This window comes from Shimia aestuarii (assembly GCF_900114635.1).
Taxonomy (GTDB): Bacteria; Pseudomonadota; Alphaproteobacteria; order Rhodobacterales; family Rhodobacteraceae; genus Shimia; species Shimia aestuarii.
In genome coordinates this window covers 192,261-210,501 of the sequence record NZ_FOTQ01000001.1, presented here as the reverse complement: position 1 = coordinate 210,501, position 18,241 = coordinate 192,261, and the positions used below count along the sequence as shown (strand labels likewise).

At 62.0% G+C, this 18,241-nt stretch carries 18 protein-coding genes; 7 read left to right on the top strand and 11 right to left on the bottom strand.

The window, feature by feature from the left end:
• Positions 1-181: 181 nt before the first annotated feature.
• The 3 genes from BMZ35_RS01045 to BMZ35_RS01035 all read right to left on the bottom strand — a co-directional run bounded on the left by BMZ35_RS01045 (position 182) and on the right by BMZ35_RS01035 (position 2,929).
• Positions 182-1,429 (bottom strand): Na+/H+ antiporter NhaA, encoded by a 1,248-nt coding sequence (locus tag BMZ35_RS01045; protein ID WP_093090095.1) that lies wholly within the window; start codon positions 1,427-1,429, stop codon positions 182-184.
• Positions 1,430-1,557: 128 nt separating this feature from the next.
• Entirely contained in the window at positions 1,558-2,592 is a 1,035-nt protein-coding gene (locus tag BMZ35_RS01040; protein ID WP_093090094.1) for a permease, read from the bottom strand.
• Entirely contained in the window at positions 2,585-2,929 is a 345-nt protein-coding gene (locus BMZ35_RS01035) for an ArsR/SmtB family transcription factor (protein ID WP_093090093.1), read from the bottom strand. Before BMZ35_RS01035 ends, BMZ35_RS01040 begins: the two co-directional genes overlap by 8 nt.
• 86 nt (positions 2,930-3,015) lie before the next feature.
• Between BMZ35_RS01035 and BMZ35_RS01030 the strand changes: the two genes are divergently transcribed.
• Both BMZ35_RS01030 and BMZ35_RS01025 read left to right on the top strand, forming a co-directional pair.
• Positions 3,016-3,597, top strand: a complete 582-nt coding sequence (locus tag BMZ35_RS01030; RefSeq protein WP_093090092.1) for a uracil-DNA glycosylase family protein — start codon at positions 3,016-3,018, stop codon at positions 3,595-3,597.
• Positions 3,594-4,385: an SseB family protein gene (locus BMZ35_RS01025; RefSeq protein ID WP_093090091.1), complete on the top strand. Its 792-nt coding sequence runs from the start codon at positions 3,594-3,596 to the stop codon at positions 4,383-4,385. The genes BMZ35_RS01030 and BMZ35_RS01025 overlap by 4 nt, the downstream gene beginning before the upstream one ends.
• Position 4,386: 1 nt before the next feature.
• Here the strand turns inward: BMZ35_RS01025 and BMZ35_RS01020 are convergent, their stop codons facing one another.
• The 6 genes from BMZ35_RS01020 to BMZ35_RS00995 all read right to left on the bottom strand — a co-directional run bounded on the left by BMZ35_RS01020 (position 4,387) and on the right by BMZ35_RS00995 (position 11,097).
• The gene (locus BMZ35_RS01020) at positions 4,387-5,316 is read right to left on the bottom strand and encodes a 2-hydroxyacid dehydrogenase (protein WP_093090090.1); all 930 of its coding nucleotides are present in this window, start codon (positions 5,314-5,316) and stop codon (positions 4,387-4,389) included.
• 169 nt (positions 5,317-5,485) lie between these two features.
• Complete coding sequence (rodA, locus tag BMZ35_RS01015; RefSeq protein WP_093090089.1) at positions 5,486-6,625, bottom strand: rod shape-determining protein RodA; 1,140 nt, start codon at positions 6,623-6,625, stop codon at positions 5,486-5,488.
• On the bottom strand, positions 6,622-8,565 hold the full coding sequence (mrdA, locus tag BMZ35_RS01010) for a penicillin-binding protein 2 (protein ID WP_093090088.1): 1,944 nt from the start codon (positions 8,563-8,565) through the stop codon (positions 6,622-6,624). Before mrdA ends, rodA begins: the two co-directional genes overlap by 4 nt.
• A complete protein-coding gene (locus BMZ35_RS01005) occupies positions 8,562-9,098 on the bottom strand; it encodes a hypothetical protein (RefSeq protein ID WP_093090087.1) in 537 nt (178 codons plus the stop codon). Before BMZ35_RS01005 ends, mrdA begins: the two co-directional genes overlap by 4 nt.
• Complete coding sequence (gene mreC, locus BMZ35_RS01000) at positions 9,091-9,984, bottom strand: rod shape-determining protein MreC (protein WP_093090086.1); 894 nt, start codon at positions 9,982-9,984, stop codon at positions 9,091-9,093. The genes BMZ35_RS01005 and mreC overlap by 8 nt, the downstream gene beginning before the upstream one ends.
• A gap of 72 nt (positions 9,985-10,056) precedes the next feature.
• A complete protein-coding gene (locus BMZ35_RS00995) occupies positions 10,057-11,097 on the bottom strand; it encodes a rod shape-determining protein (protein WP_093090085.1) in 1,041 nt (346 codons plus the stop codon).
• Positions 11,098-11,302: 205 nt separating this feature from the next.
• Between BMZ35_RS00995 and BMZ35_RS00990 the strand changes: the two genes are divergently transcribed.
• On the top strand, positions 11,303-12,088 hold the full coding sequence (locus BMZ35_RS00990) for a 23S rRNA (adenine(2030)-N(6))-methyltransferase RlmJ (protein ID WP_093090084.1): 786 nt from the start codon (positions 11,303-11,305) through the stop codon (positions 12,086-12,088).
• Positions 12,089-12,266: 178 nt separating this feature from the next.
• Here the strand turns inward: BMZ35_RS00990 and BMZ35_RS00985 are convergent, their stop codons facing one another.
• On the bottom strand, positions 12,267-13,199 hold the full coding sequence (locus tag BMZ35_RS00985) for a LysR family transcriptional regulator (protein ID WP_093090083.1): 933 nt from the start codon (positions 13,197-13,199) through the stop codon (positions 12,267-12,269).
• Positions 13,200-13,295: 96 nt separating this feature from the next.
• Here BMZ35_RS00985 and BMZ35_RS00980 point away from each other — a divergent pair, with 96 nt between their 5' ends.
• Together BMZ35_RS00980 and BMZ35_RS00975 are read left to right on the top strand one after the other, a co-directional pair.
• The gene (locus BMZ35_RS00980; protein ID WP_242654666.1) at positions 13,296-14,201 is read left to right on the top strand and encodes a TauD/TfdA dioxygenase family protein; all 906 of its coding nucleotides are present in this window, start codon (positions 13,296-13,298) and stop codon (positions 14,199-14,201) included.
• A 152-nt stretch (positions 14,202-14,353) separates the two neighbouring features.
• Positions 14,354-15,121, top strand: a complete 768-nt coding sequence (locus BMZ35_RS00975) for a methyltransferase domain-containing protein (protein WP_093090082.1) — start codon at positions 14,354-14,356, stop codon at positions 15,119-15,121.
• Positions 15,122-15,289: 168 nt separating this feature from the next.
• On the opposite strand, the gene BMZ35_RS00970 is transcribed toward BMZ35_RS00975, so the two are convergent.
• A complete protein-coding gene (locus tag BMZ35_RS00970; RefSeq protein ID WP_093090081.1) occupies positions 15,290-16,861 on the bottom strand; it encodes a 2-isopropylmalate synthase in 1,572 nt (523 codons plus the stop codon).
• Positions 16,862-17,154: 293 nt separating this feature from the next.
• Between BMZ35_RS00970 and BMZ35_RS00965 the strand changes: the two genes are divergently transcribed.
• Both BMZ35_RS00965 and BMZ35_RS00960 read left to right on the top strand, forming a co-directional pair.
• The gene (locus BMZ35_RS00965) at positions 17,155-17,640 is read left to right on the top strand and encodes a hypothetical protein (RefSeq protein WP_093090080.1); all 486 of its coding nucleotides are present in this window, start codon (positions 17,155-17,157) and stop codon (positions 17,638-17,640) included.
• 3 nt (positions 17,641-17,643) lie between these two features.
• On the top strand, positions 17,644-18,228 hold the full coding sequence (locus BMZ35_RS00960) for a TetR/AcrR family transcriptional regulator (protein ID WP_093090079.1): 585 nt from the start codon (positions 17,644-17,646) through the stop codon (positions 18,226-18,228).
• Positions 18,229-18,241: the final 13 nt, after the last annotated feature.

The window sequence follows — 18,241 nt, the reverse complement described above, 5'->3', positions numbered from 1 at the left end:
TCCTGGGGCTGCTCTGCCGTTACCTTACACCGAAACCCTTAACGCTCTGTCGGCGCTTTTGGGCCAATATGTCGGATTGCAGGTCGGTTTAGCAACTCTCTGGGGCAAGAATAGGGCGAGAAACAAGAAAAACCGGAGCAGGAGCATCGGTTTTCTCCTGTTTCGGGGGGTGAATTCGCCTTTAGAGCGTTTGTTTCTGCACCCTGAACAGCTTGCCCGCGATCAGCGAGATTGCGGCGGCGGCAAAGCTGAAGAGGGCGCCCATCTTGGCAGCATCCTGAACCGGGCCGGTTTCAAAGGCGACCGACGCCACGAAGAGCGACACGGTAAAGCCGATGGCAGCGACACAGCCGATGACCACAAGATCGATGATCCGCATGCCGGCGGGAATGCCCAGTTTCAACGGTACGGCTGCGATCCACCCCATCAAGAGAATGCCGATCGGTTTGCCGATCAGGAGACCCGCGAGGACAAGCCAGGTCGCGTTGCCCATGGAGGAGAACTGTACCCCGGCGTTACACAGGCCGAAGAAAAACAGAATGATCTCGACCGGATGCTTGAGCGCGTGTTCAATCACGTTCAGGAGGTCATGCAGATAGGTTTCGGCCTCGGCAAAGATGCCAAAGGCGCGGTCGGCATGCGGTATGGTGGGTACGATCGGCAGAAGACCCAGCGCCGGGTGCAGGCCCGAGCGCATGAAGCCGTACCAACTGATGCAGGCCGCGATGAAGTAGGGGAGAAAATGCAGTTTGCGGCGCACCCAGGTGGAGTTCGGGCGCAGCTGGTTGCCCCTGTCCAGCCGTCGCGGCAACCAGTTCGCGAGAATGAACACGGCGAGCGCGGCGCAGAGCGACAGCAGCAGCCATTGGGGGGCGAGATCACCGGAGGGGTAGAAAATCGCGAGAATGATCAGACCGGCGGCGTCGTCGGCAATGGCAAGAAGCAGCAGGAAACGCACCGCCGGGTGCCCCGCCCCAAACACAAGCCGCCCCACGAGGTAGGAAAAGGCAATGTCCGTCGCTGTCGGAATCGCCCAGCCATTGGAGACGGCGTTGTAGGTGTCGGATCCGAGGATCATGGCAAGACCGAGATACACCGCGATCGGCCCGAACATGCCGCCCGCAGTAGCAAAGAGCGGTGTGGCAGCCTTTTTGCCACGCAGGCTTCCGTTCTTGAGGATCACGGCTTCCCAGACTTCCTTGGCCGCGATGGCAAAGAACAGGGCCATGAGCAGATCATTGACGAGATAATGCAACGTCAGGGTGCGATGCCCGTCGTGCAGATGCCCGATGGGGGCGTGATCCCAAAGCGTGAACTCGACGAAATGGTGATAACTGGCATAGTCGAGATTTGCCCAGATCAGGGCAATTGCTGCGCCGATGATCAGCAGGAGCGAATACTCGGTGAGAAACCCCCAGACACGATACATGAATTCTCCTCCCTGAATTCAAGTCTGCATGTCGACTTAGCGGAGAGATGCACAATGGGCAACGGTCGCCCATGCCGCAGGTGTTTCAGGCAAAGGCGACAATTCCGCCTTTGCCCGTGGTGTGATGTTCAGGCGACAGCCTGCCATGCTACCCCGGCAATCAACGCGCCGAGCATGGCATAGCCGAGATAGGCATAGAATACCCGAGGTTTCACTAGTGCCCAAACCGCGATGGCGGCGGGGATGCAGCTCACGCCGCCAGCGAGGACAAAGCTCATTGCCGCACCGTTAGACATGCCTTGTTCCAGAAGCGCATCCACCATCGGCACAGCGGCGTAGCCATTGAGATAGGCTGGAGCGCCGACCAGTGCGCCAAGAAGGATCGGCATGAGCCCGGTGCCGCCCAGCACGCCTGCAATCAAGTCTGCCGGGACATAGTGGATCATGAGCGCCTCGATCACATAGGCCAGCGCCAGCCATTTGAGCAGGAACAGAAAGTTCTCCGTGGTCGCGTCGCGGAAGGTGTCGCGGCGATCAGTCTCGGTCCAGAATTTCCACACTGGTTTGCCTGAGAAGGGTTTTTTCACACCGCAACAGCCGCCGACCTGGGGTTTTTCGCGCAGAGGATCGGTGAAGACGGGCGTGTTCTTGAGCAGCATCGTGCCAAAGCCCCCCATCAGACCAAGGCCGACCGCGGCAATCAGCTTGGCCAGTGCGAAGTCGAAGCCCAGCGTGCCGGATGTGATCGCGAACATGGCCGGATCCATCAAGGGCGAGGCCAGCCAGAAGGCCATGACCGCGGACAGGGGTGCACCCACCGCCAGAAGCGCCGCGATAAAGGGGATGACCTCGCAGGAGCAGAAGGGCGCCAGCCCGCCCAGCAGGGCCGCGAACAGGATCATGCGGGTCTCGCGCCCTTCAAAGGCCTTGGCCAGCAGGTTTTCCGCGCCCGTCGCCTTGAGATAGCCAATGGCAAAGACCGCGAACAGGATGAAGGGGGCCGTATTCAGAAGCGCCCGGGTGGCGAATTGTACCGTGGGGAAGAGTTGGCCGCGATCCAGCATGGCGAGGGCAACGAGGATGAGGATCAGTGCCCCCCACGCCTTGTCGATGCGTCCCCACCGGCTGCCCGGTGATGTGTGGGTATGGGTTGTTTCAGCCATGATCGTGGTCCTTGTCGGGCTGGGAGGAGTCGGCGCAACATTCCCTGAGCAGGAAGTGCGATAGCTGGTGAACCGCGTCATAAGCGACGGCGGCACAGATGATAGAGCGGCCTTGTTTTTCCTGCCGCACAAGCCCCGCTTGCGCGAGAATCTTCATGTGGTGGGTCAGGGTAGAACCGGTCACGCCAGTACGCTGACCAAGCTCTCCGATCGACAGGCCGTCATTGCCCGCGCGCACAAGGCACCGCAGGACCGAAAGCCGTTGTTCAGAACCGAGCGCGGCAAAGGTTGAGGCGGCGACTTCAAGGGAGATATCGGTTAGATCATCATGTTTCATATTTCTAGAAATATCGAAATATCAGGTTTGCGCAAGTATTATTTCGAAAATTGTCGAAATAATTGGCGCAAGCTATAGGAAGGCGCATGGGAGTGATCGAAGACATCCGGGCCTGTCGGCTATGCGAGGCGCGTTTTGCGGCCACGGCCACCGCGCATGCACCGCGCCCGGTAGTCTGGTTCCGCGCCAGCGCACGTGTCCTGATCGTCGGGCAGGCCCCCGGTGCGCGGGTGCATGAGAGCGGGCGGCCCTTTACGGACCCTTCCGGCGACAGGTTACGGGACTGGTTGGGCGTGGACGGGGACACCTTCTATGACCGGGAGCGGTTTGCCATTCTGCCAATGGCCTTCTGTTTTCCGGGCTATGACTCCAAGGGCAGCGACCTGCCGCCACCGCCCATCTGCGCACGTACATGGCGCGATCAGGCAATGGCGGCGCTCGGGAATGTGCGCCTGAAGTTGCTGGTGGGCGGTTATGCTCAGAAGTGGCACCTGGGGGGCAAGGCGGGTGTGACGGCAACTGTCGCGGCATGGCGCGACCATGCGCCCGACGTCTTTCCCTTGCCTCATCCGTCCTGGCGCAATACGGCATGGCTGAAGAAACACCCATGGTTCGAAGACGAACTCTTGCCCGCGCTGCGTGGGCGCCTGAAGGAGGTGCTGGAATGAGTGAAGCAACCCCACTGGACCGCGCATTCGCGGCGATGGAGGCCTCGCCGGAAGATGACGGCGCGCGGCTGCGGTTCTATGAACGACTGGCGGATGCCGAACTGTTCCTGCTTCTGGAAAAGGATATCGAGGACGACAATATCTCACCCGAGGTCTTCGAAACCTCGGATGCGTCTTTCGTGCTGGTCTTCGATACGGAGGAACGCCTGTCGACCTTCGTCGGTCGCGTCGCGGCCTATGCGGCCATGTCCGGGCGGATCATCGCCGGTATGCTGGCTGGCCAGGGGATCGGCCTCGCGGTCAATCCGGAAGTGGCCCCAAGTGCGATCCTGATCCCGCCCGAGGCGGTGGGGTGGTTGCGCGAAACCCTGACCCATACTCCCGATGAGGTCGAAGCGCGCCCGGAGAGTTTTTCGGCGCCTGCCGGATTGCCGGATATTCTTTTGACGGCGCTGGATGCCAAGTTGAGCACGGCCGCCGGGCTTGCCCGCATGGCCTATCTGGTAGGGATCACCTATGACAGCGGCGCGAAATCACACCTGCTGGGCTTCGTCGACGCGCTTCCCGAGGCGCAGTCGGCACTTGCCAAGGCGGTCAACGAAGCGCTGACCTTTTCCGGGATCGAAGCCGGGGCGCTGGATGTGGGGTTCTTCGCGGCCTCTGATCCGGTTGCCGGGCACCTCGCCCGATCGGGGCTGCGCTTTGACCTGCCCGAACCGGAGTTGCCGCAGGACTACGCCCCCGCGCCGCCGGGAAGCGATCCCGACAATCCGCCAAAACTGCGCTAGCTCAGTACCCGGCGCTGCGATCGACGAGATAAAGGAACGGCTCGCCTGCTTCGCCGCGCCGAATGTTTTCGGCAATCACCTGACTGGCAGTGCGGGCGCGGGTTTCCGAGGCGATATGCGGCGTGACCGTGACGCGGGGATGCGCCCAGAACGGGTGATCCTTGGGAAGGGGTTCAACGCGGAAGACATCAAGCGTGGCATGGGCGATCTGGCCCGCATCAAGCGCGGCAAGAAGTGCGTCGTCGTCGATCAGCGGTCCACGCCCCGGATTGATGATGAAGGAGCCCGTTGGAAGGAGGGCGAGTGACTGTGCGTTCAGAATGTTTTCGGTCGCCGGGGTTTTGGGCAGCAAGAGCACAAGGATGTCGGCCTTGCCGAGTGCCACGTTCAAACCTTCTTCACCATGCAGGCAGGTGATTCCATCGGTCTGTTTCTGGGTGCGGCTCCAGCCTGTGACCGGAAAGCCAAGCCCCGAGATGGCGCGGGCGCAGGCCATGCCCAGCTGTCCAAGGCCGAGAATGGTGACGCGGCGTTCGCTGGCCAGGGGTGGGACATAGCTGCGCCATTCGCCGTCCTGGCCCTTGATATGAAGATCAATGCCAAGGTGATGGCGCATCACGTGACCGGTGACCCATTCGACCATGCCCTGGGTCATGCCAGGATCGACCATGCGCGCCAGCGGCTGCGTCAGGGTCGTGTTGCCGACGACGTTTTCCACCCCGGCCCAGAGGTTCAGAACGGCCTTGCAGCGGGTGTAGGGGGTGAAGTCCTGCACGTCGCTATTGGGCGCATAGACGATATAGTCGACCTCTTCCGGGGCGAAGCTGGTGCGTAGGTCGACCGTGAGGCCCATTTCGGCAAAAGCCTCGTTGAGCGTTGCTTCGTAGGTCTCCCAACGTTCCGCCTTGGCTGCGAATAACACGTTGATCATGGCGCGCCTTTCCGTTTCATTCCCTGTCCCCCGTTGCTGGCATTCTACGTATGGATTTGCAAGACGTGGCCCCACCGGGCCAGCGCCCGCTCGGGCGCGCCGTCCGGCCACGCCCAACCGGAACAGCAGCCGCGCAAGCGGCGGCTGGAATGGGCGGGAGTACCCCGTGTCAGCGCGGGCGGTGAACGTGCGCGCTTTGCACAAGGCCGAAGGCGATCATCAGGACCAGCATGGCCGAACCGCCATAGCTGACCAGCGGCAGCGGCACGCCAACAACCGGGGCCAGCCCCATGACCATGGACATGTTCACCGCAAAGAACAGGAAGAAGGCCCCGGCGATGCCGAGTGTCAGCAGCGCGGAATAGCGGTCGCGGTTGGCCAGCGCCGACGCGATGCAGAACAGGATGATCAGCACGTAGAGCGACAGAAGGGAGGCCGCGCCGACAAAGCCGAACTCTTCAGCCAGCGTGGTGAAGATGAAGTCGGTGTGTTTTTCAGGCAGAAAGTTCAGACGGCTTTGGGTGCCCTGCATGAAGCCGCGTCCGGTCCAGCCGCCCGAGCCTAGCGCGATCTTGGACTGGGTGATGTGATATCCCGCGCCCAGCGGGTCCGAAGACGGGTCCAGAAACGTGTCGATCCTCCGGTACTGATAGTCCTTGAGCAGCTGCCAGTCCGTGCCGCGCGACTGGAACACCGCGACGACCGTGCCGGTGGCCAGACCGATCACGGCGGCGAAATAGGCCCAATGGACCCCCGCCATGAACATCACGATCGCCCCGCCCGTGATCAGCAGGATCGAGGTGCCAAGATCGGGTTGCCGCAGGACGAGCGCCGTTGGGATCAGGATCATCAGCACCGGGAGCAGCACCCAGAGCGGCTTGGATGTCTTGCGTGCGGGAAGCCAGTCGTAATAGGCGGCAAGGCTCATCACCAGTGTGATTTTCATCAACTCGGAGGGTTGCAGGCGCATGAAACCAAGATCGATCCAGCGCTGCGCCCCCATGCCGACCGAGCCCATGACCTCGACCAGTACCAGCAAGAGAAGCGTTGCTAGATAGGCCGCACCCGAGACCGAGCGCCAGAACCAGATCGGCACCATTGCCACGATCAGCATGAGTACCAAACCCAGCGCATAGCGTTTCATCTGGGGTTCGGCCCATGGTGTGAACGATCCGCCCGCAACCGAATAGAGCATCAGAAAGCCAACCCCGGTGACGGCGGTCAGCAAAAGCACCAGCGGCCAGTTCAGGTGAAGCACCTTGCGCAGGCCGGTGGGCACGTGTTTGACGGTGTATTCGAGATAGCTCATGCCCGGTCCCTCCGGGTGATCTCGCGTCCTGGAACAAGTTTTTCGAGCGCTTCCTGCTGGGTGCGGATGCGGCCCCGGTCCTTGGACGGGTAAGCGGCCAGAGGCGGCGTTCCGCCGTAGAGCGCCTGAAGCGTGACGTCGCGGGCGATGGGGGCGGCTGCCTTGGAGCCACCGCCGCCATGTTCGACCACCACGGCAACGGCGACCTCGGGGTTTTCGTAAGGTGCGAAATTGACAAACAGCGCATGGTCACGGCGTTCCCAGGGCAGGTCTTCGTTGCGGGTGACGCCCCGGGCGCGTTCGGCGGCGGTGATGTTGCGTACCTGGCTGGTGCCGGTCTTGCCGGCAAGGCGGTAATTGTCCTCGATGATGCGGCTGCCATAGGCGGTGCCGCGCCGGTGGTTGGAAACCGCGTACATGCCCCGCCGGATCTGGCGCAGGTGGTTCTCGTTGATGTCGAGCTTGTCGGGTGTGACGCCCGGTTGCTCGATCCCGTTCAGCGATTTGACGAGGCGCGGGGAGATGTTCATTCCGGTGGCCAGCCGTGCCGTCATCACCGCAAGCTGAAGCGGTGAGGCCAGAACAAATCCCTGTCCGATCGAGGCGTTCACCGTGTCGCCGATGACCCAGCTTTCGCCGCGCACGGTTTCCTTCCAGCCGCGAGTCGGATTGAGCCCGCGCGCCACGCCCGACATGGGCAGGTCATACCGCACGCCAAGGCCAAGCTGTTCCGCTATGGCTGCGATCTTGTCGATTCCCACTTCCAGCGCCAGCTCATAAAAATAGACGTCGCAGCTTTCCCGCAGGGCCTGGCCAAGGTCGACATGTCCATGCCCGGCGCGTTTCCAGCAGTGGAACCGGCGGTTGGAGACTTCGAGATGACCGGGACACCAGACCGTGTCCTCGGTATTGACGATGCCTTCCTGTAGCGCCGCAAGCGCGGTGATCATCTTGAAGGTCGATCCGGGCGGATAGGTTCCCTGTACCGACTTGGCGGCGAGCGGGCGGTGGTCGTTTTCGGTCAGGGCGCGGTAGTCGGCAACCGAAATGCCCTCGACAAAGAGGTTTGGGTCGAATGTGGGAGAGGAGGCCACGGTCAGGAGATCGCCGGAGCGGCAATCCACCACCACGACTGAGGCGCTTTCTTCGCCCAGCCGGGCTTGGGTGTAGGATTGCAGTTGCTGGTCGATGGTCAATTGCACATCGTCGCCTGGCTGGCCCTCGCGCCGGTCCAGTTCGCGCATGACGCGGCCCACGGCATTGACTTCGACCCGTTTTGATCCGGCCTTGCCGCGCAGGTTGTCTTCGAGCTTGGCCTCGAGTCCGACCTTGCCGATCTGGAAGCGGGGGATGCGCAAAAGAGGGTCGGGGTCCTCGATCTTGGAGAGATCGTAGTCGGAGACCGGGCCGACATAACCGACCACGTGTGCAAGGTCGCCCCTCAGGGGATAATAGCGTGACAGGCCCACTTCGGGGGTGATGCCCGGCAGGGCCGGAGCATTGACGGCGACCCGGCTCATCTCTTCCCAGCTGATCCGGTCGGCCAGTGTCACCGGCAGGAAGGGGGGCGAGCGGCGCATCTCGGTCATGGCGCGGTCAAGGTCATCCGGATCAAGTTCGACCAGCGTCGCCAGCCGCCCGATCACCGCGTCCACATCACCCGCATCCTCGCGCACGATGGTGATGCGATAAGAGGGCTCGTTGCGGGCCAGCACGATTCCGTTCCGGTCGAACAATTCGCCACGAGCCGGGGGAATCAGCCGGATATTGATACGGTTTTCTTCGGCCAGTAGGCGGAACTGATCGGCCTGTTCCACTTGTAGATAGCGCATGCGCAAGCCGAGACCGCCGACAAAGGCCAGTTGGGCGCCGCCAAGCAGCAGGGCGCGGCGGGACAGGCGCACATGGCTTTCGCCGATTTCCGCAGGCGATTTCCTCATGTTGCTGCCCCCATGCCGGTTTCGCGCACCGGCGCGCGGCGCACGCCGAACAGTCCCGAGGACAGCATGACGATCAACGGATAGAGCGAGATATTCATGATGGTCTGCATCAGGGTCAGGCCGAGCGAGGCGCGTTCGACGAAAAACACCATGAGACCAAGGCGATAGACCAGCATGATCGTTAGCATTGCCGCCGCCGCCGTGGCCCATTCGATGGCAAAGGTCGAGGCTCTGAGGGAAGGCGCGCGACGTTGCAGGACCTCGACCGCAAGCACCATGACGGCTGCCATCAAGCCCGGTGGGCGCATGAGCAGAAGATCGGCAAGAAGGAAAACCAGTGCCACCAGAAGGGGCGGGGTAAATTTCGGCTGGCGAGCCGCCCAAACCACCGTCACAACCACCAGCAGATCCGGCCCGGCCCAACGGCGGGGCGTGGTTTCCAGCGGCAGGAGCTGCAGGAACAGGATGGCAAGGCAGACCGCAGCATATCCTAGCCGCATCAACCACTTGCGGGGGATCAGACCGCTAGCCATCGCTGGCTTCTCCGGGATTAGGAGCGGCGTCGGGAAGAACGATCTGACCCGGTGTCGAGACCTGTTCCTGACCGTGATGGCGCAGCACCCGCAGGAATTCAAGCCGCTCGTAATCCGCCGCAAGCCGCACGCGCAGGCGACCGCCGGGGTCGGTGGCGACTTGCCCAATCAGAAGACCACCGGGAAAGACGCCGCCGTCTCCTGAGGTCACAACCCGGTCGCCCGGACGCACGAGATCAGGGGTTTCGAGAAAATCGACATGGGGCGCAACCGAGTTGTCCCCGACAATCAGCGCGGTCTGGCCGGAGGGCTGGATCAGGGCAGGGATGCGGCTGGAGCTGTCGGTCAGCAGGATCACGCGGGCGGTTGTCTTGCCCACGCCCGAGATGCGCCCGACAAGACCGATCCCGTCCATCGTGGCCCAGCCATCAACGACGCCATCGCGGGCACCGATATTCAGTAGCACGGATTGGCGGAAGGGCGAGCCGCTGTCGGCCAGCACGACGCCGGTGATGTAGGTCAGGCGTGGATCAAGGCGCACGTTGTTGAGATCAAGCAGTCGCGCGTTTTCCTGTTCAAGTTGAAGCGCGGCTTCCTTCCATGCTTTCATTTGCTGAAGCTCTCGGCGAAGCTCTTGGTTTTGCTCGACAATCCGTTGGTAGCTTTGAAAGTCGCGGATCAGGTTCACGGCCCCTGTCACCGGGGCCATGGCCCAATCGAAGCTGGGGACGATGCGGTCGGTAACTTGCGCCCGGAAGCGTTCCACGCGCGGGCTGTCGATGCGCCAGAGCAGAAAGATTCCCAGCAGGCACAGCAGGATCACGCCCAGAAACAAGCGTTTGAGCGGGCCTGTGTAGTCTTCGCCTTGGTTGCGGTCTCTGGCCACCTTGCCCCCGGGAGTGGTTCAGGTTCAACGGGTTAGATGTAGCACGCCACCGCGCGCGGTCCAAACCGCGCGTCAGCTGTCATAGTCGATGGCGTGGCGCAGCTGTTTCTCATACTCAAGTGCCTTGCCGGTGCCCATGGCCACGCAGTTGAGGCTTTCGTCGGCGATCGATACGGCGAGGCCGGTCTGTTCGCGCAGTGCGAGATCAAGATCGCCCAGAAGCGCGCCGCCACCGGTCAGCATCACGCCTCGGTCGACGATGTCGGCGGCCAGATCGGGCGGGGTCGCTTCGAGGGCGGTCATCACGGCTTCGCAGATTTGCTGGACCGGTTCGGCCAGCGCCTCGGCAACCTGGGCCTGACTGATCTCGGTTTCCTTCGGGACACCGTTCAGAAGGTCGCGACCGCGGATCTGCATCGACTGGCCGCGGCCATCGTCGGGCATGCGGGCGGTGCCGATGGACGTTTTGATACGTTCAGCGGTCGATTCACCCACCAGCAGGTTCTGCTGGCGGCGCAGGTAGTTGATGATGGCTTCGTCCATGCGGTCGCCACCGACGCGCACCGAGCGCGCATAAACAATGTCACCTAGAGACAGGACGGCCACCTCGGTGGTGCCGCCGCCGATGTCGACAACCATGTTGCCGGTCGGGTCGGTGATCGGCATGCCAGCGCCGATTGCGGCAGCAATGGGTTCCGCGATCAGGCCGGCGCGACGGGCGCCAGCGGACAGAACCGATTGACGAATAGCCCTTTTTTCCACCGGCGTCGCTCCATGGGGGACGCAGACGATGATCTTGGGCTTGGAGAAGGTCGAGCGTTTGTGGACCTTGCGGATGAAGTGCTTGATCATCTCTTCGGCGGTGTCGAAGTCGGCGATCACGCCGTCGCGCATGGGACGGATGGCTTCGATCGAACCGGGCGTGCGGCCCAGCATCAGCTTGGCATCCTCGCCCACGGCAAGCACCTTTTTCACGCCATCCTTGACGTGGTAGGCGACCACCGAGGGTTCGCTGAGAATGACGCCCTTGCCCTTGACGTAGACAAGCGTGTTGGCCGTTCCAAGGTCGATGGCCATGTCAGACGTGAACAGGCCGCCCAGATTTCCCAGCATAGTTTTCCGTTCCCCAGAAATTCAGAAAGGGCCCGCGACTCTGATGCCAGCGGGCCGACCTTCTTATATGGAGTGCGGACGCTTTGTGAAAGGGCCATCACGGGGCAAATGCGCGTGAATCCGCCGCGCCATGGATGGATGCCCGAAAGCCTTGCAAACAAGGTCAAAAGATGAGCATCTCTTGGAGAGGACAAGGGGACGCAAGATGTTGAGCTATCAGCATATTTATCACGCGGGCAATCTGGCGGACGTGCACAAGCATGCGCTTTTGGCGGTGATGCTGGATTACATGGGGCAAAAGCCCAAGCCGATGAGTTATCTGGAGACTCATGCTGGGCGGGGGCTTTATCAACTTGATGATGACGCGGCGCTCAAGACCGGGGAAGCCGCGGCGGGAATTGGCGTGGCCGAAGGATGGTTTGACGAAAAACATCCTTATTCCCAAGCACTTGCCACTGTGCGCGCAAAGCATGGGGCGGTGTCCTATCCGGGCTCACCAGTGCTGACGCGGGCGCTTTTGCGGGACGATGACAGGATGAAGCTGGCCGAGCTGCACCCGCAGGAATGCGAAGCTTTGCGGGTGGCGATGCGCGGGTCCGGGGCAAAAATCCATCAGCAGGACGGGTTCGAAATGGTGATGGGCGTCTGTCCGCCCGAGCCGCGGCGGGGGCTGTGCCTGATTGATCCGAGTTATGAAATAAAGAGCGATTACAAGGCGATACCGGAGTTTATCGGGAAGCTGCATCGCAAGTGGAATGTGGGTGTCATCGCGCTTTGGTATCCCATCCTGAGCGACGGGAGCCACAAGGGCATGACCGGCGCTCTCAAGGACAAGGGGCTTGCCAAGGTGCTGCATCACGAGGTGCGCTTTCCCCCAGCAAAAGAAGGGCATCGCATGGTCGGGTCTGGCATGTTCATCGTGAACGCGCCTTTCGGGCTTGAGGACGAGGCCAAGTGGCTGAGCCGGAAATTCGCGGCGTTGAAAAGTTAACGATCGCGCGGGCCTGCGCGCGGTCGGGTGCTCTATTCGGGGCGCGAATCGGTCCCAAACCCCTTGGTTAACAGGGAAAAGTGCTTGCGGTTTTGCGTCGGTATCACGTCGGTATTGCGTCGGTATGGACGCGCGAAATGACCCGATGAAGCCAACGCGCGCCGGGTTTGCGGGGTGGTCAGGACTTTGGGGCAGGGGGCAGAGTCGCGGCCTGATCGCGGAACCAGCCGAGCACCGACTCGCGCAGGTCGGGGGGGCCGACATCCGGGCGGTATTCCAGCGAGTAGGCACCCGAGCGGGCGTGGAGCGGAGCACCGATCCGCACGAGGCGACCCGAGGCGATCTGATCACAGACAAGGTGGTGCCAGCCAAGGGCCACGCCTTCGCCATCCATCGCGGCCTGAATCATGAAATGGTAGTTGGAATGGCGGTAGCTGTCGGGGGCCTGTGGCGTGGGGCGTCCGGATTGGGCGAACCACTCATCCCAGCTGACAAACTCATGGTCGCGTTCCTCGAAATGCAGGAGGTCTTCTGCGCTGAGGGCATCGGGGCCTTGGGTGAGATGAGGGTGGTGATCGAGATAGGCCGGGGCGCAGACCGGATAGACCACCTCGTCAAAGAGAGCGAGGCGGGGCCAATCGGTCCAGCCGCCGCCGCGCCAGTTCACGATCAGGTCGACATCGTCAAGCTTCACGTCTTCGAGCCAGTAGGAGACGACCAAGTGGATCGGTGTGTCCCCGGCGGCGCGGCGCAGGTCGGAAAAGCGCGGCAGGAGCCAACCATGGGCAAAGCTGAAGGAACAGGCCAGCGTCAGCCCGCCGCGCGGGGCGCGGGCCGACGCACTGTGCACGGCGGTCTGGATGTGCGAGAGGCCGAGATCGACCGCGTGGGCAAGGTCGCGCCCGGCCTCGGTCAGGGTGAGCTTGTTGTGATCCCGCCGGAACAGGGCGACGCCGAGGTCCGCTTCGAGATTGGCGATATGGCGCGAGACCGTGGGCTGGCGCATACCGAGTTCCTGCGCGGCGCGGGTAAAGCCGCCAAGGCGGGCAGCGGCTTCGAATACACGGAGCGGGGTGAGCAGGGTCTGGATGCGACGAAAGCGGCTTGGCATAGTCTCAAGCTATGCAATGGATAGAAAGACCGCAAGTTTCCCGCGAATATCGGGGTGGTATGGTTCTCGAAAGCTATTGAGTGAGGGAGAGGCGCGATGACAGGTGACATGGATGCCCTGAAAACCACCCCGTTGACAGAGACATTTGGTGTGATCGTCGAAGGGGTTGATCTGTCGGATGTGAGCGCGGCGACATTTGGAGCGCTGCGGATGTTGTTCGAGGAACATTCGGCGTTGCTGTTCAAGGGGCAGGACCTGAGCCCGGAGGCGCATTTGCGGCTTGGCGAGATGTTCGGACCGATCGAGGACCGGGAAGCGGACAAGCGCAAGCCAGGCGAAAAGGCGCCGGTGCGCCCGGTGAGCAATGAGACCGAGGAGGGCGGCGTGACCGGCGAGATGGATTTGCACACGCTGAACCTCAAGGCGAACCAGTTGTGGCATATCGACAGCACGTTCCTGCCGGTGCCGGCGCTGTGCAATATCCTGATGGGCAAGGTCGTCACCAAGACCGGCGGCGAGACCGAGCTTGCCTCGACCCGCGCGGCTTGGGCCGAGATGCCGGAGGCACTGAAGGATCGGATCAGGGGCCGCGTACTGGGGCATAATTTCATCCGCTCGCGCGAGATGATTTCGCCGGAACTGGCGCAACAGGCGCAGTTTACCAAGTGGGGAGCGCAGCGCTGGCCCGCCGTGTGGCCGAACCCGGTGAACGGGCGTGAGGGGCTGTTCATTGCCAGCCATGTCTACGAGGTCGAAGGCATGGGGCGCGAAGAGGGCGCGGCATTGATCGCTGAGTTGATGGCGTTCTGCACGCTGCCGAAATTTACCTACTCCCACAAATGGGAGGTGGGCGACGTGCTGATCTGGGATCAACGCGCCGTGCTGCATCGCGGGCGGGCGTGGGATTATTCCGAGCCGCGCACGCTGGTGAGCGTGTGTTGTTCGATGACGGACGCGGACGGGCTGGCGGCGGCGCGGGAGGTGGTTGCGGCGGCGGGGTGAGGCGGGGCCTTTTGGCTTCAACGGAGCTTGTGGTCGCAAGGGTACTTTCATGACGGTAGTGGCGATCAGCGTGTTCGAGCCCAAGGTGGTCGCAAAATCGGGCCGAAAATGGTACGCTTCCAAGTGTAAGGGAGGGGGCGAAAGGCGGCATCATGAGCGACTTCTACAATGAAGAGATGGCGGCCCAGCAAGAGCGCATGGCACGTACCAAGGACATGGTGCACCAACGCTCGGAGTTGATGCGCGTGCTGTCGCCGAGGACCGGCGAACATATTTTGGAACTTGGCTCGGGCAATGGGATATTCGCGCGTGAGTTGGTCGATTGCGTGGGGGCGAGCGGTCGTGTGGTTGGATTGGATTCCTCGGAAGCGATCAACGCGATGGCACAGCATCTTTGCCCGCAGGGTGAATTTCTTCTGGGTGATGCCCAGTCCTTGCCCTTTGAAGATGCGACTTTTGATGCTGTGGTTGCGGCGCAATTGTTCTGTTTCTTGGGGGATGTAGATCAGGCTTTGAGAGAAGCTTTTCGTGTGCTTAGACCCGGAGGGCGCATTGTCATTCTCGACACTGACTGGGATACCCTTGTTTGGCGGAACAACAAGCCTGACCTGATGTCCCGGATGTTGGTTGCCTACAGGACGGTTTATGCTGACGCCCACTTGCCAAAATCGCTTGGGCAAAGGCTTATTTCGTCGGGTTTCTCGAATGTTACCACGGAAAGCTTTGTCGTCCTGAACACTGACTTTGGAGACGACACATATGCGAAACAAACCGCGGGGTTTGCGACGGCAATCATGGAGGGGTCGCCAGACTTCAGTGCTGAAGAGCAAATGAGTTGGCTGGAGGATCAACAGCTACTGGACCAAAGCCAAGGGTTTTTCTTTTCGCTCAACCGTTACGTTTTCAGCGGAAGAAAATGAACACGGGCAAAAGGCGGATTTGACCGAACTGCAATCTTTGCAGCGATTTGCCATGGTCGTTCGCCACCAGCGTTTTGAGCCGTGGGAGGTCGTCGTTGCTGTGCTGAGCGTGTCAAACAAAAAGGCCACCCCTGAGGGCGGCCCTTTGATTTGATTGACCACGTGGGATCAGGTCAGATCCTTGTAGGAGATCTCGCGCGAGTCGGCGCCTTCGCCCATTTTGCCACGGCGCACGAGAAGGCGGTTGAGGGCGTGGATATAGGCCTTGGCCGAAGCGACCACGGTGTCGGTGTTGGCCGACTGGCCGGTGGCGATGATGCCATCTTCCTCAAGGCGCACGGACACGGTGGCCTGTGCATCGGTGCCCTCGGTCACGGCGTGCACCTGGTAAAGCTGCAGATGCGCGGCGTTGGGGTGCAGGGCGCGGATGGCCTTGAAGGTGGCATCGACGGGGCCGTCACCGGTTTCGGTGGCCGAGACATCCTTGCCGTTGATCTCCATTTCGACGGTCGACTCGGCGGGGCCGCCGGTGCCGCAGATGACCTTCATCGAGACCAGCTTGAGCGCGTCGTTCTCGGCATCTTCACCCACGCGCACAAGCGCGATGATGTCATCGTCGAACACCTCTTTCTTGCGGTCAGCCAGTTCCTTGAATCGGACGAAGATGTCCTTGAGCTGGTTGTCGCCGACCTCGAAGCCGAGGGTTTCGAGCTTGTCCCGCAGCGCGGCGCGGCCCGAGTGTTTGCCCAAGGGGAGCGAGGTGCCCGAGAGGCCGATATCCTCGGGGCGCATGATCTCGAAATTCTCGCGGTTCTTGAGCATGCCGTCCTGGTGGATGCCGCTTTCATGGGCAAAGGCGTTCTTGCCGACGATGGCCTTGTTGAACTGCACCGGAAAGCCCGACACGGTGGCGACACGGCGCGAGATGGCCATGATCTTGGTGGTGTCGATGCCGGTGGTCCAGGGCATGATGTCGTTGCGGGTCTTGAGCGCCATGACGACTTCTTCCAGCGCGGTGTTGCCCGCGCGTTCGCCCAGACCGTTGATGGTGCACTCGATCTGGCGTGCGCCGCCCGCGACGGCGGCCAGCGCGTTGGCCGTGGCCATGCCCAGATCGTTGTGGCAATGGGTGGCAAAGATCACGTCATCCGCGCCCGGCACGGTTTCGATCAGGCGTTTGATCAGGTCCGCGCTTTCGGCCGGGGCGGTATAGCCCACCGTGTCGGGGATGTTGATCGTGGTGGCGCCCGCCTTGATCGCGATTTCGATCACGCGGCAGAGATAATCCCATTCGGTGCGGGTGGCATCCATGGGCGACCATTGCACGTTTTCGCAGAGGTTGCGGGCGTGGCTGACGGTTTCGTGGATCTTGTCGGCCATCTCGTCCATGGTGAGGTTCGGGATGGCGCGGTGCAGCGGCGAGGTGCCGATAAAGGTGTGAATCCGATTCTTCTCGGCGTGTTTCACGGCCTCCCAGCAGCGGTCGATATCGGCAAAGTTGGCGCGGGCCAGACCGCAGATGCGGCTGTTCACGGCGTTCCTGGCAATCTCGGACACGGCCGCGAAATCGCCCTCGGAGGCGATCGGGAAACCGGCCTCGATGATGTCCACACCCATCTCGTCCAGCATGGAGGCAATTTCCAGCTTCTCGTCATGGGTCATGGTTGCGCCGGGGCTTTGTTCGCCGTCGCGCAGGGTCGTGTCGAAAATGACAACGCGGTCTTGTGCAGTCTCAGTCATGTCGGGTCTCTTTTCTTGTTCTCCAAAAGCCTAGGCGCGAAGCGGCATCCTCTGAGCGGTCGCGCCAGACATCGGCACGCTCAGAGGCGGGCTAGGAGAAGCAGGAGGCCAGCCGGAATCGCCGCGCGGATGCACGAAGTCATGGGGGCGATATGTGGCCGAATGGTCATGAGAGCATGTTATAGGCGCTGGGTCGCGAAGTTAAAGACAAAAAACGTTGGGTGGGAGAATTGACTCTTTAGTAAGTGAGTAATAACTAATTATTAGCGTCATTTGAGAAGAGGGTGTTCGCGATGAGTTTGGCATGTAAGGCAGGGTGGGGCGTTTCGGCGGTTCTGGCCGGGGTGATTGTGATCGGGGGATATAAGCTGATCGTTCAGGGGCATACGGTGCCTTCCGAGGATGGGCGCACGGTGGTTTTGTTGAGCGAAGATGAGCGCAACCGGGTGCTGGCCGAGATGCGGGGGCTGCTGGAAGCGGCCAAGGGCATCACGCAGGCCGCCGTGGTTGGGGATATGGAAACCGTGGCCGCCGAGGCGCGCGCCGTGGGGATGGCAGCGGCGGACGGGGAAAGCCCGGCCTTGATGGCGAAGCTGCCGCTGGATTTCCTGCAACTGGGCATGAGCGCCCACAAGGCGATGGATGATCTCGCGGATCTGGCGCTGACGACGGATGATCCGCTGGTGGTGCTGGGGGCGATGGGCGAGGCGATGGAGGCGTGCACCGGGTGTCATGCGGGGTATCGTCTGGGTGTGGAAGGCATCGACGGGGACCTCTGAGGCGTGGCGCGACAGAGAAAATCGGCAGAGGACCGCAAGGCCGAGATCGTTCAGGTGGCGATCCGGCTGGCGGGCGAGTTGGGCCCGGACCGGGTGACAACTCAGGCGCTGGCCGATGCGGTCGGGGTCAGCCAGCCCGCGATCTTTCGCCATTTTCCGACCAAGCCGGATATCTGGCAGGCGGTGGGGTCGGCGATCACCTCGGGCATGGAGATGGGCGCTTTGCCTGATCCCGGTGATGATCCGCTTGGGCTGCTGGAGTCACTGGTGGCGCGCTATCTCGGGCAGATCATGGCAAATCCGGCGATCCCGGCGATCCTGTTTTCTCGGGAACTGCATGCCGAAAACGAGGCGTTGCGGGCGCATTTCGAGCGTGTGATGACCGCGCGCCGGGGCATGTTTGCGCGCCTGATCGGGGCGGCGCAGAACAAGGGGCAAGTGTCGGAGACCGTTGCGGCCGACGATCTGGCGGCGCTGGTGCTGGCGACGATCCAGGGGCTGGCGATGCGCTGGTCGCTTGAGGCGCGGGGGTTTGATTTGCAGACCGAGGGCGTTCGTCTGATCGGGTTGTTGCTCGGGCGCGGCTGATCCGGGGACGGAT